Consider the following 18,941-nt stretch of genomic DNA (forward strand, 5'->3'; position numbering starts at 1 on the left):
AACAGTTCTGCTGTTCAGAGGATGACCTATGTCTACTGTAGATGGTATTACGCAGCGGGAAAATGGTTTAAAGAGGCTATTGAGCAAACCGCAACTGACCATGATTGCAATCGGCAGTGCCATTGGCACTGGCTTGTTCCTGGGCAGCGGCACGGCGATCGGCATGGCAGGGCCGAGCGTCATTCTGAGTTATGCGATCAGCGCCCTGGTGGCATTTATCCTGATGGCCTGCTTGAGCGAGATGGTGGTCGCGCACCCGGTTACCGGGTCGTTTGGCGCCTATGCCGAAGTGTACCTGGGCGGGCTCGCCGGTTTTTTGGTGCGCTACGCGTACTGGATTTCCGTGGTGCTGGTGATTGGCACTGAAGTCACCGCGATTGCGGTCTACATGCAGTATTGGGCGCCGGGGTCGCCCGCCTGGTTATGGATTGCCATCTTCTCCGGCGCGATTATTTATTTGAATACGCAAACCGTCAAAGTGTTTGGGGCTTTTGAATACTGGCTGGCGTTTTTCAAAGTGGCGGCGATTGCTGCATTTATTGTGATCGGTAGTTATATCGTGTTTAAAACACCTGCCGACAGCGGTATTGGCTTCGATAATTATATGGAGGGAGCAGGTTTTTTTCCTAATGGGTTCTTTGGGACCTGGTCGGCGGCCATTATCGCGTTATTCAGTTTTATTGGTATCGAGTTTATCGCCGTGGCCGCCGGCGAGGCGGACAACCCAGGCGCCGCGGCAAAAAGCGCCTTCAAGTCGGCATTGTTTCGCCTGGTATTTTTCTACATCTTCACCGTGGCGCTCATGGTCGCCATTGTTCCATGGCAAATGGCCAATGAACGTGAGAGCCCCTTTGTCCTGGTGATGAAGTTGATCGGGATCCCGGGCAGCGCGGGCATCATGAACTTTGTGATCCTGACGGCAGCGTTGTCGGCGATGAATGCCCAGTTGTATGTGGCCTCACGCATGATCTTCAGCCTGTCCCGTACAGGCTATGCCCCGAAAATGCTGGGTAAGGTCAGCGCCAAGGGGGTGCCGCTCAACAGCTTGTTTTTCTCGACATTCGGCGTGGCCGCTGCGGGCTTGTGCAGCGTGCTGTTGGACCAGGGCACCTTCATTTTGATGATGTCGATTGCCATGTTCGGCGCGCTCTTTACCTGGCTGATGATTTTCATCACGCATTGGCGCTTTCGCCGCCATTACCAACACCACAACCTCACGCTTGCTTTCAAAGTCAGAGGTTTTCCGTTGACCACGCTGGTGGGGGGCACGCTGATGGCGGCGTTGCTCGGCACCACGCTGCTGGTTCCACAGTTTCGCATGACGCTGGTGACTGGCGTGCCACTGCTCCTGGTGCTGGCTATCGCCTATCGCTGCATCCATCAGCGCCTGCCCACGCTGGCTACCCTGGAGGAGAAGGGATGAAGATCTATCCGCCGTTCATTGCCGCCGCTGTACAAGCCGCACCGGTGTACCTGGAGGCTGACGCCACGGTTGAACTGGCCTGTCGCTTGATTGCCGAGGCCGCACATAACCAGGCGCGCCTGGTGGCGTTTCCTGAAGTTTTTGTGGCCGGCTATCCCTACTGGAACTGGACGATGAACCCCGTAGAGGGCAGTGCGTGGTACGAGCGCTTGTATGTGAGCGCCATTGATGTGCCCGGGCCGCAAACCGAGCGGCTGTGCGCGGCCGCCCGGCAGGCCAACTGTGTTGTCGTCATCGGTGTGAACGAGCGCGGTGCCCACAGCTACGGCACGCTCTACAACACGGTGTTGATGATCAGCGCGCAGGGCCACCTTATCGGGCGCCACCGCAAGCTGGTGCCCACCTGGGCCGAGAAGCTGACGTGGACCGGCGGCGATGGCAGTTCGTTAACGGTCCATGAGACCGAACTGGGACCGATCGGCGCCCTGGCCTGTGGCGAGAACACCAATACCCTGGCGCGGTTCAGCCTGTTGGCCCAAGGCGAACTCATCCACATTGCCAACTACATTGCCTTGCCCGTGGCGCCCGACGACTACGACATGGTCGAGGCCATCAAACTGCGCGCCGCGGCCCATGCCTTTGAGGGCAAGGTCTTCAATATCGTGTCTTGCTCGGCGATCTCGGAGCCGATCATCACTGCCGTGGCCGGGGACGATCCCAAGGCCCGGGCCATGCTGGAGCGCAAGAACAGCGCGTTTTCCGGGATTTTCGGCCCCGATGGTCGTTTGCTGACTGAGCCGTTGATTGACCGGGAAGGCATCGTCTACGCGCAGATCGACCTCAGCAAATGCATCCAGCCCAAACAGATGCACGACATCGTCGGTCACTACAACCGCTTCGATATCTTCAGTCTGTCGCTCAACAAACGCCCGCTCGAGGCACTGAATATCATCACTCAAGAACCCCTCGCTTGCCCTCGCGTGCCGCTGGGCACAGAGGCGTCGCCCAATGACGAGAGGTTCACTGCTGGAGCTAGCCGCCATGAAGGATGACAACGTTGAAGGCCGTGCCCGAGTCGTCAATACACCGCAGCTCAACGCGTATTACGAGCAGCTTGCCGAATACGAGGCGGGGGCCTTGTGGACGGTGGCCAATGACATCGAGCCCTGGGAGCCCAAGGCCCATTCGGTTCCGATGATTTGGCGCTATCAGCAACTGCGTCCCCTGGTGCTGCGCTCCCTTGAACTGGTCCGCCCGCAAGAGGCCGGACGCCGGGTCATCATGTTGGTCAACCCCAAGCGGCACGATGTCAGCGCGGCGGTCGGCCTGTTGTACACCGGCCTACAGGTCATGAACCCGGGGGAGGCGGCCTCCGCGCATCGGCACATGGCGTCTGCCTTGCGCTTTATCATCGAAGGCGAGGGCGCCTATACCATCGTCGAGGGCGAGCGGGTGAGCCTCAACCGCAATGACTTTGTGATCACCCCCAATGGCACCTGGCATGAACACGGCAATGACACGGGAAGCGGTCCTTGTATCTGGCAGGACGGGCTCGACATTCCGCTGATCAACACCCTGGAGGCGAACTTCTACGAAGTGCATCCCGACTTGCACCAGCACGTCACCCGGCCCCTGGATGCGTCCTACAACACCTACAGCCATGCCGGCGTCAGGCCCTTGGAACCGGATTGGCGCAAAGCCTATTCACCGTTGCTGAAGTATTCGTGGACACACACCTACGAGGCGCTTTGCCAATACGCGCAAGCCAGCGAGGGCTCGCCGTTCGACGGGGTGATGCTGGAGTACGTAAACCCGCTGACCGGCGGGCCGGTCATGCCCACCCTGGGGGCCACTATGCAAATGCTGCGGGCCGGGCAAGCGACCCGCGCCCACCGTCACACGGGCAATGTGATCTATCACGTGGCCAAAGGCTGCGGGTATTCAATCATCAATGGGCAGCGCTTTGACTGGGAGGAACACGACATTTTCTGCGTGCCTTCCTGGGCGTGGCACGAGCACGCCAACCTGTCGCCGGACGACGATGCCTGCCTGTTTTCATTCAGCGATTTTCCCGTGATGAAAGCCCTGTCGATCTACCGCGAAGAGGCCTATGCCCTGAATGGCGGCCATCAACTTATGACTCAAGGTCAGGAGAACTGATATGCGTTTGGTAACCTACCAGAACCGTGCTCGCACCGATGCGGCCCGTCTTGGCGTATGGCTCGGTGAGCGTGTGGTTGATGTGGCGCGCCTGGCCGCCAGTGCCGGCCAGACACTGCCGGACTCCATGCTGGGCCTGATCGATGCCGGCCCCGATGCACTGGCGTTACTGGGCCGGTTATGTGACCCGTACGCCGACCAATGGCCGCCAGGCACCTCGACCTGGCGGGACAATGTGCACCTGCTGGCGCCCATTCCACAACCGCGCAAGAACATCTTTGGCATTGGTCTTAATTACCGTGAACACGTCGCCGAATCCAGTCGCAGCCTGGACACGGCGGCGCAACTGCCGTCACAACCGGTGGTGTTCAGTAAGCCGCCAACCAGTGTGATCGGGCCCGGCGATGGGATCGAACACAACGCCCAACTCACCCAGCAACTGGATTGGGAAGTGGAACTTGCGGTGGTGATCGGGCGCCAGGCCAAAGGCATTGCCGAATCGCAGGCCATGGATTACGTGTTCGGTTATACGGTGATCAACGACATCAGCGCGCGGGACAATCGCCGGGCCGGGCAGTGGATCTTCTCGAAGGGGCAAGACACGTATTGCCCCATGGGACCTTGCCTGGTAACCGCCGATGAAATAAAGGACCCCCACAACCTGGCGCTGACGCTCAAGAAAAATGGAGAACTCAAGCAAGAGTCCAATACACGCCATATGTTGTTCAGGATTCCCGCGTTGATTGCCGACATTGCCAGTGCAATCACCCTGGAACCGGGCGACATCATTGCCACAGGCACCCCCTCGGGTGTGGGAGCCGGGCGCACGCCGCAAGAGTGGATGGTGCCCGGGGATGTTATTGAGGCCTGGGTGGAGGGTATTGGCCTGTTGCGCAATCCCGTGGTGAACAGTCAATAAGCGCAAGGGCTGTTTGACTGACGCGGTCTTGTTGCAGGTCCTACTTAACTTAAATGATGACTTGGGTGTGTCCTTGCGGATATGCCCACGACTTTGCTCGGGTGTATGAATATGAATAATAAAAAAGTATATGTCCTGCTAGTTGTTGCCGCTGCGTCCATGCAGGCACGAGCCGAAGAACCATTGCCCACCAATGGGTTTATTCAAGACAGCAGCCTGAATGTTTTATTAAGGAATGCGTATATCAGCCGCGATTACAAAGACGGCAATCAAGACAAGGCCGAATGGGGGCAGGCGATAAGCGCCAGGTTCACCTCTGGATTTACCGACGGGTTCATCGGGTTTGGGATCAACAGCTTTGCTGACTACGCTGTTCGCCTGGATGGCGGCAAGGGTCGCAGCGGTGCTGGCGGTATCGACTTTTTCAAGCAGGGCGACAGTGGGGCGCCTGCCGACGACATCGCCAAGGCTGGCGCCTCAATCAAGCTGCGTCTCTCCAAAACCGTCGTTGAATATGGTGACCAGATGCCGGTGTTGCCGGTCTTGCGGCATGACAGTGCCCGCCTGTTACCGGATGCCTACACCGGCACCCTGATCACCTCCAGAGAGCTTGAAGGGCTGGAAGTCAATCTCGGCCGTTTTACGGCGCAGTCCAGGAAAAGCGCCGAGGGGCGCGACAGTGGCGGGCTGGACAGGATCGATGTGTACGGGGTGCGCTATCGTTTCAACAATCGCCTGAGTGCAGCGCTGTACGCTTCAGATATCCAACAGGTCTTGAAGCGCCAATATGCCAATCTGCTGTATGAAATGCCGCTTGAGAAAGAGCGTTCCCTGACCGTTGACTTCAATGCCTATAAAACCCGCCTGGACAAAGACTTCGCGGCCGGGGCCGGTCGGGACAATGTGATCTGGAGCCTGGCCGCCACCTATAAGACGGGGCCTCATGCGTTCATGCTTGCCCACCAACGCAATACCGGGGACACCGGATACATTTACGGTCGCTATCAAAATGCCGGTGGGGTGGGGGACAGCAATGGCACGATTTATGTGGCGAACTCCTACTGGTCTGACTTCAATGCCGAAGATGAGCGCTCCTGGCAGTTGAGCTATGCCTATGATTTTGGCGCCAGCGGGGTACCCGGGCTGAGTTATCGGGTGGCCTATGTACGGGGTGACAACATCAAGACGCAGAGCACCGGTGACGGCCGAGAGACTGAGCTGTTCAATCAATTGCAGTATGTGGTGCAAAGTGGCAAGGCCAAGGACCTGAGTTTCAAGGTTCGCAGCTCGCACTTGAACGTCTCCAATAAAGCGAGCAATTACAATATAGGGGGTAACGAACTGCGCATTTTTGTTGATTACCCGATCAGTATTTTCTGAGGGGCGGTAACGTTGATGGGGTAATAAGCGACAAAAGAACATATTTGCCTATATATAAGGCAAATCTGCCAATGTTCAATTTCCAGGCCCTGCCGATAAAACAACCCTGTAGGGTTGGCGCGGGCTCGGAACACCAGATCTATTAGAGATTTAAGTCCAGGCTCAGAAGTTTTGATCGTAGTAATAAAATGCTGTATTTCCAACTGCTTGTTTTTTCTTGAAATTCAACTTACAGGAAAAATGAATCATGGCGATATTTGATTACAAAGGGCAAGACGCCCGTACGCTCATTTCTGATGCCTGGAACCTGGCCACCTACGCCAGTGGTGTTGCCACCGTCGGGGTGCTTTACAACATACCCGGGGCGGTCCTTGGCGAGGGCACTAACTTCACTCTCCCCCAGGGGTGGCGTGAGATTAATGCCAGCGAGCTGAATGTCGATAAAAGCCATCTGGACCTTACGGGGAGCTTCACGGGTGGGGATGTCATCGGTGCCCAGGCCCGGGTGTTCGGGCAGTACGACAGTAGTGGCCAGTTGACCAAAATGGCTTTTGCCTCTGCCGGTACCAACTCGCTGATCGACCTGGCAGGCTGGCCAGCCATGATCGACAACTCTTATATCAACGGTTTCGATTACCTGCTGGATGCCGTCAAGGATTACGCCATCGGCAAAAACCTCAGTGGCAAAGACGTACTGGTTACCGGTTACAGCCAGGGAGGCTCGGTGACCAACAGCATGTTCCTGGCCAAGGACACCCTGGCAGACGGCTTTTTCAAAGACTCGGATTATTTCGGCATGGAGTCGCCCAAGGTCGGCAACGACAGTGGCATCTTCAACTTTGGCTTTGAAAACGATGTGGTGCACCGGCTGATCGGCGAAGAAACCAACCTGGGCAGCGCCGCCATCGACGCCCTGACCGGCAGCGATATCAACTACACCTCGACCACCGACAACATTGTGCTCTTCGACACGATCTACGCTTTGCCCACCTGGCCCAATGGTCCGTTCTCCATTGCCAACCTGACAGGCTGGGCTGCCCACCTCGAAGGCATTTTCATCAACCCCATCCAGACCATCAGCCAGTCGACGTTCTACGACTACATCGAGCGTGACAGCACCATCATCATCAGCAACCTCGACCCGATCAGCCGCAGCTTCACCTGGGTCAGCGACAAAGCGACGGCGACTTCCAACCACTATGGCACCCCGGCGTTCCTGCTCGGGACGTCCAGCGCCGATAAGCTGCAAGACGGTCGCCACGATGACTTCCTCGATGGCTTTGCCGGCGACGACAGCTTCCGGCTCAGCACCGGCACCGATACCGTAGCCGGCGGCGCGGGCAACGATAAGGTGTTCCTCAAAGGCGCCGCGGCGAACTATGAAGCGGTCAATCTGAGTGACGGTACCGTGTTCCTCAACGATACGAGCGGCCAATACGGGCTCAAGGAACTGCGCGGCGTCGAGCACGTAGAGTTTGAAACGGCCCTGGCCACCAATGCCAGCCAATTGCCCTTGATCGGCAATTTTCTCAGCAGCATCGGCCAGGCGTTGACCCCGGCCTACACCATCACCAGCGGCAAGCTGGATTACGAAGGTTGGTTTGGCCAGGACAAGTCGTACAACAAAGCCATTGAAGGCACCACGCTGGCTGACAACCTCAATGGCACCAGCGGCCGTGACCTGATGTTTGGCCAGGCCGGTAACGACACACTGAGCGGCGGCGGTGGCAATGACCTGTTGCACGGTGGCGCGGGCAACGACACCTTGTTGGGCGGTAGCGGCAATGACCAGCTCTATGGCGCCGCCGGCAACGATATCCTGGTGGGCGGGCAGGGCAACGATCTGCTCAGTGGCGGCGTCGGCAGTGACGTGTTTGTCTTCGACCAGGCAGGCTTTGGCCAGGATCGGATCAGCGACTTCAACATTCACCAGAACGGGCTGGATGTGCTGGTGTTTTCCAAGTCGCTCTTCGCCTCTACCGATGCGGTGATCAGTGCCGCCAGCCAGCAAGGCAATGACACGCTGATCCAGGCCGGAGACGCCAGTGTCACGCTGGTGGGCTTCAACCCGGCGAATCTGAGCGCGGATATGCTCAGCCTGGTCTGAGAAACACACCGGTGTTAACGGCGCCACCTTCTTTTACAAAAGAAGGTGGCGCCCAGTGACCGGCTGCCATCCACGCCATGCCGGCTGCGTCGCCAGCCAGTTTGCAAGCGTTGCCGAAAACCTGTTCCCCGCTCATCACTCCATACGCGACAGCGGTAGGGAGTCGACTCATTTCATATCCCTGGCCTGCACCCACAGCACCGCGTCCTGGGACAGGGGTTTGCCTTTATGGGTTTTTGTCGCACCAATGTTGAGCGCTGCAATGCCCCACCAGCCGGCGCGGGGCAGGCCTATGCTCACGATCCCCTGGGCATCCGCATACGTACTCAGAGACTTGAAGGCCGGTTGGGGAGCTGTGACATAGTCTTGCTGGCCGAAGACGTTGTTGGCGATATCGACGGAGTGGTTGAGGTATTCGACTTCGACCTCGGCGAACGGCACGGGCTTGCCGTCGGCCAACACCACGGCGCGGAACACGCCCCCGGTCCAGTTGGCATAGGGCTTGTTGAGGGCCTGGATTTCCACCGGCAAGCCCTGCGGCTCTGACCAATTGCCGGGTACGCCGCCCACGTTCACGATCAGTTTGGTGAACTGCTGGATATAGACGTCTTCCTCGGTTTCCAGGTAGGGCTCGGGTTCGAGTACAAACACATGGTCGCCCAGTGAGCGCACCAACGCCCGTGGAATCGACGCACGGTAGGCGCTCGCCTGGTTGCCGCGACTCTGCCACTGGACAGGTCGCAGGTAGTGGCGCAGGTCGGTTTGCTCGCCGCTGTGGGAGCCGATATGGCTGAAGGCGCGGGGTTGCCCCATGGCCATGGTCGGCCCGGCGGAGAACGGGTGAGTGAACACGATTGCAAACTCCAGGTCATCTGCACGCGACAGCGCCGTTTCCTTGACATAGAGCATCTGGAAGTGGGCCTGGGCGGCGCAGCTCACGCACCCGAAGGTCACGGCAGCGAGGGCTTGCAGCAGTCGTGGTGTGATCGCCATGGTCGATGTCACCTTGAAATATCGGAGGACTGGATTGTGGTGTCATGGCCGTCTCCACCGAGGAACACCACACGATAGCTGCCGGTGGGCGCCTGGAACCTGTAGCTGTTGTCCTGGTCGACACGGGCGTCGAGCAACAGCTTGTTGCTTGCGTCCTGGACCTGGATTTTTCGACCCTCGGCGGAACTGCCATCGGTATAGCCCGCCTCGCACTTCACCCAGTCATCGTGCTCGATATAGCAGTCGAACACGGGGGCATGGGCCAAGGCTGCCTGACAGCACAACAGTGCAGCGGTCATGAACATCGGTTGGGCCAAATATCGGGGTTTCATAAGGTTTGAGTCTCCACAGTCGAGGTTGATCACTGCGGTGCCGATGCTTGAATGGCAGCCGCAGGGTTGCCAGCCGGCGCAAAGGCCGCCAGCAAGGCATCCAGGTTGGCACTGAGCAGGGTTTCGTAGCGGTTGGCCGTGTTGGCGAGCAGGCCCGGGTTGCCGGTATCCAGTATCAGCAAGCGTGCGCCACCGGCCTCGATGGCCTGTGCAATCCTGGAGTCAGGTGCCCACTTGTGGACCACCACGCGGATCTCCCGCTCGCGCAGGTAGCGGGTCAGGGCGGCGCGGTCGGCGTCACTCCAGTCGATATCCTGGCGGACGAACCAACCGTCGACATACACGCCAAACTCGCCAAACAGATAGACCAACTCGTTGGCCAGCGACAGCACACGCAGATCCGGTACCTCCAGCAGGCGCGCACCGTAGTCGGCCTTCAACCGGCGCAATCGGCCGTCGAGTGCGGCAAGGTTGCGTTCTATCTGCGGCGCATCGGCGGGGGATAAACGTGCCAGGTCGGCGGCAATCAGCGCCGACATGCGCATGGCATTGACAGGCCCAAGCCAGGCATACGGCGACGGGGCGCCAGCGCCATCACGAACGCCAGCCCAGGGCACATCGCTGGAGGGCACGCGGGTCACGGCCACGCTGGGCTTGAGGCTGTCCCATGAGCGTGAGGCATCGATCTCGACGATCCGCAGGTTGTGGCGCCGGGCCGTGGCATACAGGGGGTCAGCGCGCCACAGGCTGCTCAGGGTGACCACGGCGACGGCCTGCTGGAACAGCGCCGGTTCCAGGCGTGACAGCGCGCTGGCCTGGCTTTCCATGGGCACGCCAGCCTCTGGCGGAAGCCGTACCACCTCGAGGCGCGTGCCATCGCCGAGTGCCGCAGTGAGCGCAAAGAGCGCCGGCAGGGCAACAAGCACTGGCTGGCGTTCGGCTTGCGCCAAGGCCGATGACGGGCCGCCCAGCAGCAGTACCAGCAACGCCGGCCAGAGGCGGCGCAGAACAGTAGGCCGGGTCATACGCTGGCTCCCCTGAACCGGGACGCGGTGGCGCGGATCACGGTGGTGACCACGAAGACCAATGCCGCGACGATCACAATGGCACCGCCCGTCGGTACGGGAATCTGGAACTGCATCGGGGCCAGGATCCCGACGACACAGGAGAACGTCGCAATCAGGACGGCGCGGGTGACCAGTCCCGGCAGGGAGTGGCTGATATTGCGGGCTGCCGCTGCCGGTATCAGCAGCAAGGCCTCGACCAGCACGGCACCGATGATCTTCAGGCAGGCGACGGTCACCAGTGTGACCAACACCACGAACAGGTATTCGACGCTGCGCACCTTTACGCCACGCGCATGGGCCAGGCTCGGGTTGAGGCTGGACAACAAAATCCCGTTGTACAGGGGCAGCCCGATAAGTGTGCACACCACCGTTATGCCAAGCAGTACGTTCATGTCGCGGTGGTCGACGGCCAGGATGGAGCCGAACAGCATGCTTTCCATCACATGGGTATTGATCTTCGCCGAGACGAACAGCAGCAACGAAGCGCCGACCGCCAGGGAAATGGAGAGGAACACGCCGATCAGTGTGTCGTTGGCCAGTGTGGTGCGGTGCTGCGTGTACTTGAGCGTCAGTGCGAACAGCAGGCAGAAACCGAACATTGAAAAGTACGGTGAGGTGTAGGATTCGCCGATCAACACGCCAATGGCCACGCCGGTCATCGCCGCATTGCCCACGGACTGGCTGAAGAACGCCATCCGCTTGATCATCACCATCGAACCCAGCACACCCAGCAACGGCCCGATCAGAACGGCACACATCAGTGCATTGATCACAAACTCGTATTCAAAGGGTTGCGGCAAGAGGTGACTCGCGGCAAGGGCCTGGAGCCGGTCGCGAATGAAGTCATACAAGGCACTCATCGAATCACCTCCAGCCAGCGGTCGATCTGATCGGCGGGACCATGAAACAGCACCCGTTGGTTGATAACGGTCACGGACTGCGCGAGACGCCTGACCTGTTCGAGGTCATGGTTGATCCACAGAATGGTGACGCCACGGCCCAGCAGCTCGCCCACCAGCGTCTCCACCAGGCGTACACCTGCCTCGTCGATCCCGGCGGTCGGCTCATCGAGAATCAACAGCCAGGGCGCCGGGCTGATTGCCTGGGCCAGCAGCACGCGCTGGCGTTGGCCACCCGACAGGCTGCCAAAGGGTTTGGCGCCCATGGCGGCCATGCCGGTACGTGCCAGGGCCTGGGCATTGGCCGCCTTGGCGGCGCGGCTGGCGCCCAGGAAGGCGGGCCGGCGTTGGCCCAGCAAGGCCATCAGATCGTTGACTGTCATCGGCACATTGCGGTCCAGGTCCGGCAATTGCGGGACATACCCCAGCGGCGCTGTGAGCGCACCCTCCAGGCGCACCTCCCCGGCATGGGGCATTTGTCCCAGCAAGACACGCACGAGTGAGGTTTTGCCGCCGCCGTTGGGGCCCACCAGGCAATGGAGCGTGCCGGCCTCCACGCGCAAGCTCACCTTGTCCAGCACCTGGGTGCCTCCCAGTTGCAATGAGACGTTATCGAACACTATCGCGGGTCCGCGCATGGCTTGATCCTCCTTCATCGCTGCATGTATTCAACGGCCGCCGCCAGGGTCTCGAGGTTTTCACCCATGGCCACCTCGAACTCGTCCGCGCTGTAGGCACTGCCGGTGATGTGAGACAGCGCGAAAACCTTCACCCCGGTGGCGGCCTCGATAGGCTTGGCCAGGTCAATGGAAAAGTGTTTCTCGGCAAACAGCACGCGCACATCGGCCTGCTTGATCGCCTCGATGGTGTTGGCCAGCTGGCGTGCTGTCGGGGCGACGCCATGGCGCGGCTCGATCACGGCACTGACGAACAGGCCGAACTCCTGCATCAGGTAGTCGTAGCCGGCATGGGTTGTCGCGCAGCGGAACGACGCCAGGTCGAGTGCGGCGAAGCGCGTCATGAAGCGTGCCCGTAGTGCGCGGATACGTGCGGCGTATGCCAGGGCGTTGTGTCGATACGCGCTGGCGTTGTCCGGGTCCAGTTCCCCCAGCCGGCGAGCGATCTCGAACACCTGTTGGATCGTTGCCGTGGTGGAAACAAAGGTGTGCGGGTTGACCACCTTGGCGCCTCCCTGGTCGCCACCGATGGGAATCAGGGCCACCGAGGCATTGGCCTGGATAATCGGCAATGTCGCCCCGCGGCCGGCGGCCTTGATGATCTGCGAGGCCCACTCATCGTGCCCGATGCCGTTGACGACCAGCGCATCGAGAGTCATCGCACGGGTGATGTCATCCGGCTGCGGTTGGTAGTTGTGCGGGTTGGCCTGTGCCGGGATCAGCGCAACGACCTGTGCCCGATCGCCGACGATGTTTGCCACGAAGCTGTAGTAAGGGTGCAGTGTGACGCCGATTTTCAGGGGGGTGCCCGAGGAAGGGCCGGTGCCGGCAAACGCGATGGCAGGTAGCAGTACCAGCAGCGCCAGGTAATGGCGCCACAGGGCAGGGTACTTCTTGGACAGGTTCATGGCTGGGTTCCTTTTACGCGTTCGACTTCACTGGCACCGTCGTAGGGGATGACTTGGCGCCAGCCGCTGCCGACCAGGGATTCGGGCTTTACGATGCCGGGGTAGGGGGCGTTCGGGTCGCGGTGGACCCAGATCGTTGCCTGGTTGGCCCACATCACACCGGCATGGGCGTGGCCGATGACGAGCAGGTAGGCGCTCTGGCCGGGGGCGCGGCCCCCTGAGCCGTAGTAGACCGTCGCCCCCTGGCCTTGGGTGGCCCGGGACACGTCGCTGGCGGCCGGTGTGAGTGCGTCGGCGGCAAGCCCGTGGGGGCGGTGGGTGCCGGGCAGAATCAATTGCCAGTGCACCTCGCCGTTGGCCTTCCAGAAGGCATCGCGGTAGAAGGGCGGCAGCAAAATCTTCTGGGCATGCTCCAGGGTGATCCAGCCACCGGTATCGTTGTTGGACCAGATGATTTCTTCTCCGGCCGGTAACAGCGCGCTGTGGATAGCCTGGTCGACCGCGCTCAAACCATCGAAGGAACGTACCTGCCAGCTCAAGGGCGTAGGCGGGCCGGCTTTCTGCGGGCGCAGCAGCACATAGCCGGCCACGCTGGCGATGACGGCCAGCGTCGCCAACAGCAGGGCCAGCGACTCCCATCGGCCGGAGGCCGGGTGCACAAGGCGGGCCATCAGGAAAATGCTATCCAGCGACCCAGGCAGATCACCCCGGCCCACAAGGCCAGCGAGCTGAACCCGGCGGCACGCGCCGGGCCGGGCGGCGGCAATGTGGTGTCCCAGTCGTTGATCCGGCGAAATGCCCCGAGGTGAAAGACCCCCATGTTGAGGCCCGCCAGCAGCAGCAGGCCCATCTTCCACCAGAACACGCTGTTCTGCGCATAGGTGGTGGCGTTGGCGCTAAACATGAGCAGGCCGGTGATCACGCAGGCGGCGAAGGCCACCCAGGTGTACGGCAGCAGTTCCTGGATCAGCCGTAGCGCACTGCGGCGATGGGCGGCCACGCCCAGCAGGCGCAGATCCACGACGCCGATGGTGCCGAAAACAAGAGCGATGCCGATCACATGCACCGATTCCAGGGCGGGAAAGGCCGAGCCTGACTCGCGGATGAACGTCGCGGTCCCGGTGTCCTGGAGGGTTTGCAGCAAGGGTTGAATATCCATGGCGAGTACCTGAGAGCTATGATTGAAAACGCTTAGAGCGTGTAGGCGATCCAGCGACCGCAGATGATCACCACGCACCACAAGGCGATTGACAGCCAGGCCAGTGCCTTACCAAGCCGGGGCGCGCCAGTGCGTTGGGCCGCGTCAGCCGGGCGCAGCAGGGAGCGGTGTAGCCACCAGGTCAAGGTGAACGCACTCACGACCAGGGCCATCTTCAGCCAGAACGTTGTGTTCACGAGGACGCGATCAGGCTCGCCGAGGGTCATGATCAGCCCCGTCAAGAGCAGCACGAGCAGCGCATGGCGCATCCACGGGTCGTAACGACGCACCACAGCGCCCAGGGGCTGGTCGGTGGCGAACACGCCTGCCAGGCGCAGGTCGCAGAGCACCGCAGAGCCGAAGATCACGGCGATGGCCAGGATATGAATGCTCTGGACGGTGGGCACGACCCACAGCATGTCCCTGATGCCTGTGCTCAAGGGGGAGGCGTAGATCCAGGCAATGACGAGCTCTGATGACATCGGTTGTTCCTCGACGTGGGGTTAGAAGTCTTGAGGTGTTGCGATCGGACGCAGGCCCGCCGCATCTTCCGGCAGGAGGAAGCCTTCCTGGACTGAAACGGCCTTGGCGCTTTCAAATTGCTGTCGGTAGTGGCTGAAGCTTCCATAGCGCTGGCCCAGTACGTCTTTCGGGTAGGCCACCTTGGTGTCATAGATCAGGCCGCAGCCGGTTTCCTGCTCGGTGAGGTAGGTCGCGCTCGGGACCTGGACCCACGGCGGGCGTACACCGCCTTGCAGGTTGCCGGTTGCCGGGTCGCGCGCGGCGGCCTTGCCTTCGCGGGCGACCCGGGGAGCCCTCGGCATGGGCTTGCCCTCGCGCACCCAGCGGTCCATGCCATCGAGCAGCGCCGAGACGACCAGTTCCGCCGGTTCGTCATACAAGGTCTGGCACCGTGGGTCGTTGCCCTTGTCGAGGTCGGCGGGGAGCCGTTCGCTGTGCTCGGTGCCGAGGTCGGCCAGGCGTAGGTGCGGCATGCCGGTCACTTCGTAGTAGCGCACTTGCGGGGTGTCGGTGTCCGGGGGCAGGTTGATGCCCTCGATCACGTCATGCATCAGTTCGGACTGGCTGTAGACGGTCACGAACGGCACGCCATCGGGCATTTTGCGCGGCAGCCGGATCACGTCGCCACCCACCTCGCCGTAGGCCATGCGGCCGGTCATGTAGGCGTCGATCAGCGGCGTCTGGTCGGGCATGCGCCATTGCTGGTGCCGCCCCTGGTCGAGGTAGTCCATCCAGACTTGCGCAGTCACGGCCCAGCTATTGACATAGACCCGTTGTACAGCGAGGCCGGCCAACGGGCCTTGCGCCGTGTTGCTTTTCAGCAGCAAGGCCAGTTGCGCGCCGATGCCCTGGGACTGTGGCAGGAACGGATCAGGCCCGTCGCCGCGGGTGAAACGTTGTGGATCGTAATAGGTGCCCAGCGGCGCATAACGCGCATAGTCGAAGCGGCGCATAAACTCGAAGTTCACGATCCGGCCATACTGTGCGATCTGTTCGGCCTGCGCGGCCGGGGTGTCGGCGATGAATTTGGGATCGACCGGCGGCGTATTCACATTCAGCGTGTACCCGACATACGCGTAGCCGCGCCGTAGCAAATAGTCACGGGTCAGGATCCAGCCCGCGCCGCGCTCGCCGAACCAACTGAACGGCTCGATCACGACCGTGCCATTGAAGCGCGCGCGGTCCGCCGGTTTGCGCACCAGAATGCGCGTGGTGTAAGGCGCCTCCAACAGGGGTTGGCCCGAGGCGGTGATGGCCGGGGCGACGCCTTGCAGGTAAAACTCCTCCTCGACATAGCCGTAGGCGTCCAGGTCGCTGTACTCGGTGCCCGGGCGCCTGGCCGACGACAGCGGTGCCTGGCCTGAAGTAGGCACCGCGAGCGCCGTGGGCATGGCTGGCACCTGGGCGAACGTGTTCGACGTAAGGATCAGCGACAGCAACCCGCTGACGGTTATCAGCCGTTTCATCCGGTCATCTCCAAGGGGGTGGCAGTTCATTCGCGACTGAGGGTTGCCTTGCCCTCGCTGTCGATCACGATCTGGTTGTTCTCGCAAACGTATTCTTGAATGGCGTAGTCGGAGCGCTTGTAGTCGAACGTGAAGCGATACGGCGTGTTGAGCACCTGCGGGTCGTCGATCACCACCTGGTTTTCCAGGTGGTCGGGGCCCCGAAGCCGCAGGCGTTCGGTGATCTTCATCGCAGCGCTGTGCGGCACATCGTAGAAACTCACGTCCGTGCGTACGCCCTGGGTCTGCACCACGAGCGTGTTGCCTTCCCAGTGGCCGCGCGAATGGCCTTGATAGGTAGGGTCCAGCTTGTCTTGTGCCGGCATCGCTTCGTTCAAGAGAATCCGGCGTACCTGCTGGAGATACTCGCCGAGCACGATCACTTGCTTGGCGTCGTGAATGATCTGGATCGGGAAGAGCGCCGCCATCAACGTTGGCATCCCTTCGGGCAGGCATCGGGCACTGGTCGTGGCCAGTGGCGTGCCGGCCTCGTTCGCTACGGCCTGGCGCTTTTTCAGCGCGGCATATTCGCTGGCATAGGGCGCCTTCAAATCCATCGGCCCGCCCGGGTGTACCGGATCGTCCGGGTTCTCGCCGAACCAGTCGTCCGGGGTTCTTTCCCAGGTGCCGCTGATATCGGGGCGTGCCTGTTTGCTGCCCTGAGGGGTTGCCTCGCTCGTCCCGGTGACGCTCATGAACGCGGCCGCCAGGCAGAGCAGGGCGAGGTTGAAGGTGCGTGTCGGTTTCATCGAAGTGTCTCCACGGTCAGTCCGGTCTGCATGCAGCGGGCAGGGGCTTGCCTCAGCCGCCTCCCGAGAGCACGGCGCCACCGATCTTGATTTCCACCAGCAGCCCGCCTGGGTCACCGTTTTTCAGCGGCTTGAAGGAGATCTCGGCACTCTCGCCGGCCTTGATCGAGTCAGCGTTCCAGCCGGTGCGCTTCAAGGCGTTGACACTGCCGGTCTCGATCTTGAATTGCTGGGGCGGCGGGCCGGGCGTATCGAGGTAAATCGCGACGTGAGGGTTGGTCCAGGCAAAGCGCCCGACCACCCCCTTGAGCGTGATCGTGCGGGTCTGGTCGAAAATCGCGAACGAATGGTGGGCGGTCACCAGGGACGGCAGGGCACTGCAGGCGATGAGGGTCAACAGGCACAGTTGCCGGCGTGACAGGGGCGGACGTGGCAAAGGAATCATGACGGGTGCCTCGGTTTTTATACGTTCTTATGGCGCCCAGCTTAGGGGGAGCATGTGCCGAAGCCGTATCCCAAAACGGCAACTGTTCAAGGGGCTGGGCAAGTTTTGCAGGGGGAGGACCGTTGCCCTTGCAGGTGCTGATTTGGGATACCCGGTGCGCCACTCAAGCCGCAACACTCATGACTCGCCTCATAACTATAAAAACAGGAGAGACGTCATGCGCATTCCCCCGTACGGCCCATTGATTTCGCTGGTTGCACTCTGCGCTTTTGAACCGGCGGCCCAGGGTTATGAGCTGTATAACGAAGACGAAGGTGCAACCGTGCTCAACGCCGACCTCTGGGCGGGGTTGGGCTGGTTCAGCAGTGCCAGGAACTATATCGGCGACCCGCAGAGGGAGCCCGGCAGGATGCGCTGGCAAGAGGGCTTCGCCAAATATGGCGTCAGTGGTGCCACGGATAAGCTCGATGCCGGCTCGATCTATGGCGGGTTCAGCCTGATCAGCACCGCCTCATGGGGCGACGGGGATCCGGGGGGGATCAGCGCCGGCGATGAAAGCAGAACGGCGGTGGAAGAGGCCTATCTGGGCTGGCGCTCCGGTGAGCTGATTCCCGCGCTGGGCAAGGACGGCGTGGATTTTTCCTTTGGCCGGCAGATCGTGTCGGTGAATGGTTTTCTGATTACCGACGATGGCTTCGCGCCCGGCAGAGCCTTCAGCCCCATCGAAGGCGTAGCGGATGGCCGCTTCAATCGTGGCGGGGCCTACTACCTGGGCCCGCGCCTGGCGTTCGGCCATAGCGCCGTATTGAAGCTGGGGGGCGAGCAGGGCTTGCACGGCAGCCTGATCTGGCTGAAATCGGACAATCCCGGGCAGTCGAAGACTGAAGTGGCCGCCGCCACCCTCGACTACACGACGCCCATCGGCTCTATCGGCTCGACCTATGTGCGCGGCCTGGATGTCGACGAGCGCTATGCCTTTGGCGAGCGCCTTGAGCGCAAGGGCCTGGAGACCTACAGCTTGCGTGGCCAGGGCAATGCGGGGATCGAGCATGCCGATTTCGCCTTCGAGGTGGCACGCCAGGAAAAACGCTCGGGGTCGCAACGGGCGATGTTCTTCGACGCGGGCTACACCTTTGCCGATGCCCCGTGGCAACCGACGGTCAGCTATCGATATGCGCGCTATTCCGAGGGCTGGGACTTCATGTTCCAGGGGGGGTATCGCCGGCGCTATCAAGGCGAGGTGGCGGTCAACTACGCCGCATCGGTGACCTGGAACATGCAGATCAACGATGTGCTGTTCTCGGTCCGCCCCACCGACAAGTTGACCCTCAATGCGATGTTCTTCAATTACCACCAACTCTCCGACCGGGACTCGCAGGATGCCAGTGCGCGGGAGGTGGACCTGTTCCTGGACTGGAGGGTGACAGACAGCATCACGCTCTCGCCGCTCATTGGCTTCTACAAGCCCAGGAAATGGTTCGGGGACGGCGGCCTGCAGAGCGGGAGCGCCGCCACCAACACCTACTTGCAGTTCATTGTGTGGGTGAATTACTGAAGGGGTGCCCAGGTCGCCCAGCAGCGTGAGCGCATGCTGATTTGGGCTACCTCACCCGCAGAGTGCTTGCGTATCGTCCCCACGCGCCCGGCGCTGGCCGGG

The 18,941-nt window shown here is 61.1% G+C and carries 19 protein-coding genes; 7 read left to right on the forward strand and 12 right to left on the reverse strand.

Going from position 1 to position 18,941, the window contains the following annotated elements; translation table 11 throughout:
- The first annotated feature begins 28 nt into the window (after positions 1 to 28).
- From AC07W7_RS09400 to AC07W7_RS09425, 6 genes are all read left to right on the forward strand, one after another.
- On the forward strand, positions 29 to 1,423 hold the full coding sequence (locus AC07W7_RS09400) for an amino acid permease (protein WP_076960903.1): 1,395 nt from the start codon (positions 29 to 31) through the stop codon (positions 1,421 to 1,423).
- Positions 1,420 to 2,475 (forward strand): carbon-nitrogen hydrolase family protein, encoded by a 1,056-nt coding sequence (locus AC07W7_RS09405; protein WP_083743018.1) that lies wholly within the window; start codon positions 1,420 to 1,422, stop codon positions 2,473 to 2,475. The genes AC07W7_RS09400 and AC07W7_RS09405 overlap by 4 nt, the downstream gene beginning before the upstream one ends.
- Positions 2,465 to 3,583, forward strand: a complete 1,119-nt coding sequence (locus AC07W7_RS09410; protein ID WP_495039183.1) for a cupin domain-containing protein — start codon at positions 2,465 to 2,467, stop codon at positions 3,581 to 3,583. The genes AC07W7_RS09405 and AC07W7_RS09410 overlap by 11 nt, the downstream gene beginning before the upstream one ends.
- A 1-nt stretch (position 3,584) precedes the next feature.
- Positions 3,585 to 4,502, forward strand: a complete 918-nt coding sequence (locus AC07W7_RS09415) for a fumarylacetoacetate hydrolase family protein (protein ID WP_099169626.1) — start codon at positions 3,585 to 3,587, stop codon at positions 4,500 to 4,502.
- 111 nt (positions 4,503 to 4,613) lie between these two features.
- Positions 4,614 to 5,882 (forward strand): OprD family outer membrane porin, encoded by a 1,269-nt coding sequence (locus tag AC07W7_RS09420; RefSeq protein WP_495039184.1) that lies wholly within the window; start codon positions 4,614 to 4,616, stop codon positions 5,880 to 5,882.
- A 247-nt stretch (positions 5,883 to 6,129) separates the two neighbouring features.
- Entirely contained in the window at positions 6,130 to 7,989 is a 1,860-nt protein-coding gene (locus AC07W7_RS09425) for a calcium-binding protein (RefSeq protein WP_495039185.1), read from the forward strand.
- Positions 7,990 to 8,157: 168 nt separating this feature from the next.
- Here AC07W7_RS09425 and AC07W7_RS09430 read toward each other — a convergent pair whose 3' ends face one another.
- Genes AC07W7_RS09430 through AC07W7_RS09485 form a run of 12 tightly spaced genes read right to left on the reverse strand, consistent with a single transcriptional unit; the run spans position 8,158 to position 17,284 of the window.
- Complete coding sequence (locus AC07W7_RS09430) at positions 8,158 to 8,982, reverse strand: DUF4198 domain-containing protein (protein ID WP_076960908.1); 825 nt, start codon at positions 8,980 to 8,982, stop codon at positions 8,158 to 8,160.
- 8 nt (positions 8,983 to 8,990) lie between these two features.
- Positions 8,991 to 9,314, reverse strand: a complete 324-nt coding sequence (locus AC07W7_RS09435; RefSeq protein WP_076960909.1) for a hypothetical protein — start codon at positions 9,312 to 9,314, stop codon at positions 8,991 to 8,993.
- A 29-nt stretch (positions 9,315 to 9,343) separates the two neighbouring features.
- On the reverse strand, positions 9,344 to 10,339 hold the full coding sequence (locus tag AC07W7_RS09440; RefSeq protein WP_495039186.1) for a metal ABC transporter solute-binding protein, Zn/Mn family: 996 nt from the start codon (positions 10,337 to 10,339) through the stop codon (positions 9,344 to 9,346).
- Complete coding sequence (locus AC07W7_RS09445; protein ID WP_495039187.1) at positions 10,336 to 11,241, reverse strand: metal ABC transporter permease; 906 nt, start codon at positions 11,239 to 11,241, stop codon at positions 10,336 to 10,338. Before AC07W7_RS09445 ends, AC07W7_RS09440 begins: the two co-directional genes overlap by 4 nt.
- A complete protein-coding gene (locus tag AC07W7_RS09450) occupies positions 11,238 to 11,918 on the reverse strand; it encodes a metal ABC transporter ATP-binding protein (RefSeq protein WP_099169621.1) in 681 nt (226 codons plus the stop codon). Before AC07W7_RS09450 ends, AC07W7_RS09445 begins: the two co-directional genes overlap by 4 nt.
- Positions 11,919 to 11,932: 14 nt before the next feature.
- On the reverse strand, positions 11,933 to 12,865 hold the full coding sequence (locus AC07W7_RS09455) for a metal ABC transporter solute-binding protein, Zn/Mn family (RefSeq protein WP_495039188.1): 933 nt from the start codon (positions 12,863 to 12,865) through the stop codon (positions 11,933 to 11,935).
- Positions 12,862 to 13,536, reverse strand: a complete 675-nt coding sequence (locus AC07W7_RS09460; protein WP_495039189.1) for a DUF6162 family protein — start codon at positions 13,534 to 13,536, stop codon at positions 12,862 to 12,864. The genes AC07W7_RS09455 and AC07W7_RS09460 overlap by 4 nt, the downstream gene beginning before the upstream one ends.
- Positions 13,536 to 14,024 (reverse strand): DUF6644 family protein, encoded by a 489-nt coding sequence (locus AC07W7_RS09465; protein ID WP_099169618.1) that lies wholly within the window; start codon positions 14,022 to 14,024, stop codon positions 13,536 to 13,538. Before AC07W7_RS09465 ends, AC07W7_RS09460 begins: the two co-directional genes overlap by 1 nt.
- 32 nt (positions 14,025 to 14,056) lie before the next feature.
- The gene (locus AC07W7_RS09470; protein ID WP_099169617.1) at positions 14,057 to 14,545 is read right to left on the reverse strand and encodes a DUF6644 family protein; all 489 of its coding nucleotides are present in this window, start codon (positions 14,543 to 14,545) and stop codon (positions 14,057 to 14,059) included.
- A 21-nt stretch (positions 14,546 to 14,566) separates the two neighbouring features.
- Entirely contained in the window at positions 14,567 to 16,051 is a 1,485-nt protein-coding gene (locus AC07W7_RS09475) for an alpha/beta hydrolase domain-containing protein (RefSeq protein ID WP_495039190.1), read from the reverse strand.
- Positions 16,052 to 16,077: 26 nt separating this feature from the next.
- The gene (locus AC07W7_RS09480) at positions 16,078 to 16,839 is read right to left on the reverse strand and encodes a hypothetical protein (RefSeq protein ID WP_169866775.1); all 762 of its coding nucleotides are present in this window, start codon (positions 16,837 to 16,839) and stop codon (positions 16,078 to 16,080) included.
- A gap of 52 nt (positions 16,840 to 16,891) precedes the next feature.
- The gene (locus AC07W7_RS09485; RefSeq protein WP_169901380.1) at positions 16,892 to 17,284 is read right to left on the reverse strand and encodes a DUF6152 family protein; all 393 of its coding nucleotides are present in this window, start codon (positions 17,282 to 17,284) and stop codon (positions 16,892 to 16,894) included.
- Positions 17,285 to 17,501: 217 nt separating this feature from the next.
- On the opposite strand from AC07W7_RS09485, the gene AC07W7_RS09490 reads away from it, so the two are divergent.
- The gene (locus AC07W7_RS09490; RefSeq protein WP_099169614.1) at positions 17,502 to 18,839 is read left to right on the forward strand and encodes an alginate export family protein; all 1,338 of its coding nucleotides are present in this window, start codon (positions 17,502 to 17,504) and stop codon (positions 18,837 to 18,839) included.
- Positions 18,840 to 18,941: the final 102 nt, after the last annotated feature.

The sequence above is a fragment of the Pseudomonas sp. GW821-FHT01D09 genome (assembly GCF_059422465.1).

Excerpts from the sequence above, each read along its gene's own strand:
- AC07W7_RS09400 (WP_076960903.1), top strand. The coding sequence starts at position 29 with ATGTCTACTGTAGATGGTATTACGCAGCGGGAAAATGGTTTAAAGAGG.
- AC07W7_RS09405 (WP_083743018.1), top strand. The coding sequence starts at position 1,420 with ATGAAGATCTATCCGCCGTTCATTGCCGCCGCTGTACAAGCCGCACCG.
- AC07W7_RS09410 (WP_495039183.1), top strand. The coding sequence starts at position 2,465 with ATGAAGGATGACAACGTTGAAGGCCGTGCCCGAGTCGTCAATACACCG.
- AC07W7_RS09415 (WP_099169626.1), top strand. The coding sequence starts at position 3,585 with ATGCGTTTGGTAACCTACCAGAACCGTGCTCGCACCGATGCGGCCCGT.
- AC07W7_RS09420 (WP_495039184.1), top strand. The coding sequence starts at position 4,614 with ATGAATAATAAAAAAGTATATGTCCTGCTAGTTGTTGCCGCTGCGTCC.
- AC07W7_RS09425 (WP_495039185.1), top strand. The coding sequence starts at position 6,130 with ATGGCGATATTTGATTACAAAGGGCAAGACGCCCGTACGCTCATTTCT.
- AC07W7_RS09430 (WP_076960908.1), bottom strand. The coding sequence starts at position 8,982 with ATGGCGATCACACCACGACTGCTGCAAGCCCTCGCTGCCGTGACCTTC.
- AC07W7_RS09435 (WP_076960909.1), bottom strand. The coding sequence starts at position 9,314 with ATGAAACCCCGATATTTGGCCCAACCGATGTTCATGACCGCTGCACTG.
- AC07W7_RS09440 (WP_495039186.1), bottom strand. The coding sequence starts at position 10,339 with ATGACCCGGCCTACTGTTCTGCGCCGCCTCTGGCCGGCGTTGCTGGTA.
- AC07W7_RS09445 (WP_495039187.1), bottom strand. The coding sequence starts at position 11,241 with ATGAGTGCCTTGTATGACTTCATTCGCGACCGGCTCCAGGCCCTTGCC.
- AC07W7_RS09450 (WP_099169621.1), bottom strand. The coding sequence starts at position 11,918 with ATGCGCGGACCCGCGATAGTGTTCGATAACGTCTCATTGCAACTGGGA.
- AC07W7_RS09455 (WP_495039188.1), bottom strand. The coding sequence starts at position 12,865 with ATGAACCTGTCCAAGAAGTACCCTGCCCTGTGGCGCCATTACCTGGCG.
- AC07W7_RS09460 (WP_495039189.1), bottom strand. The coding sequence starts at position 13,536 with ATGGCCCGCCTTGTGCACCCGGCCTCCGGCCGATGGGAGTCGCTGGCC.
- AC07W7_RS09465 (WP_099169618.1), bottom strand. The coding sequence starts at position 14,024 with ATGGATATTCAACCCTTGCTGCAAACCCTCCAGGACACCGGGACCGCG.
- AC07W7_RS09470 (WP_099169617.1), bottom strand. The coding sequence starts at position 14,545 with ATGTCATCAGAGCTCGTCATTGCCTGGATCTACGCCTCCCCCTTGAGC.
- AC07W7_RS09475 (WP_495039190.1), bottom strand. The coding sequence starts at position 16,051 with ATGAAACGGCTGATAACCGTCAGCGGGTTGCTGTCGCTGATCCTTACG.
- AC07W7_RS09480 (WP_169866775.1), bottom strand. The coding sequence starts at position 16,839 with ATGAAACCGACACGCACCTTCAACCTCGCCCTGCTCTGCCTGGCGGCC.
- AC07W7_RS09485 (WP_169901380.1), bottom strand. The coding sequence starts at position 17,284 with ATGATTCCTTTGCCACGTCCGCCCCTGTCACGCCGGCAACTGTGCCTG.
- AC07W7_RS09490 (WP_099169614.1), top strand. The coding sequence starts at position 17,502 with ATGCGCATTCCCCCGTACGGCCCATTGATTTCGCTGGTTGCACTCTGC.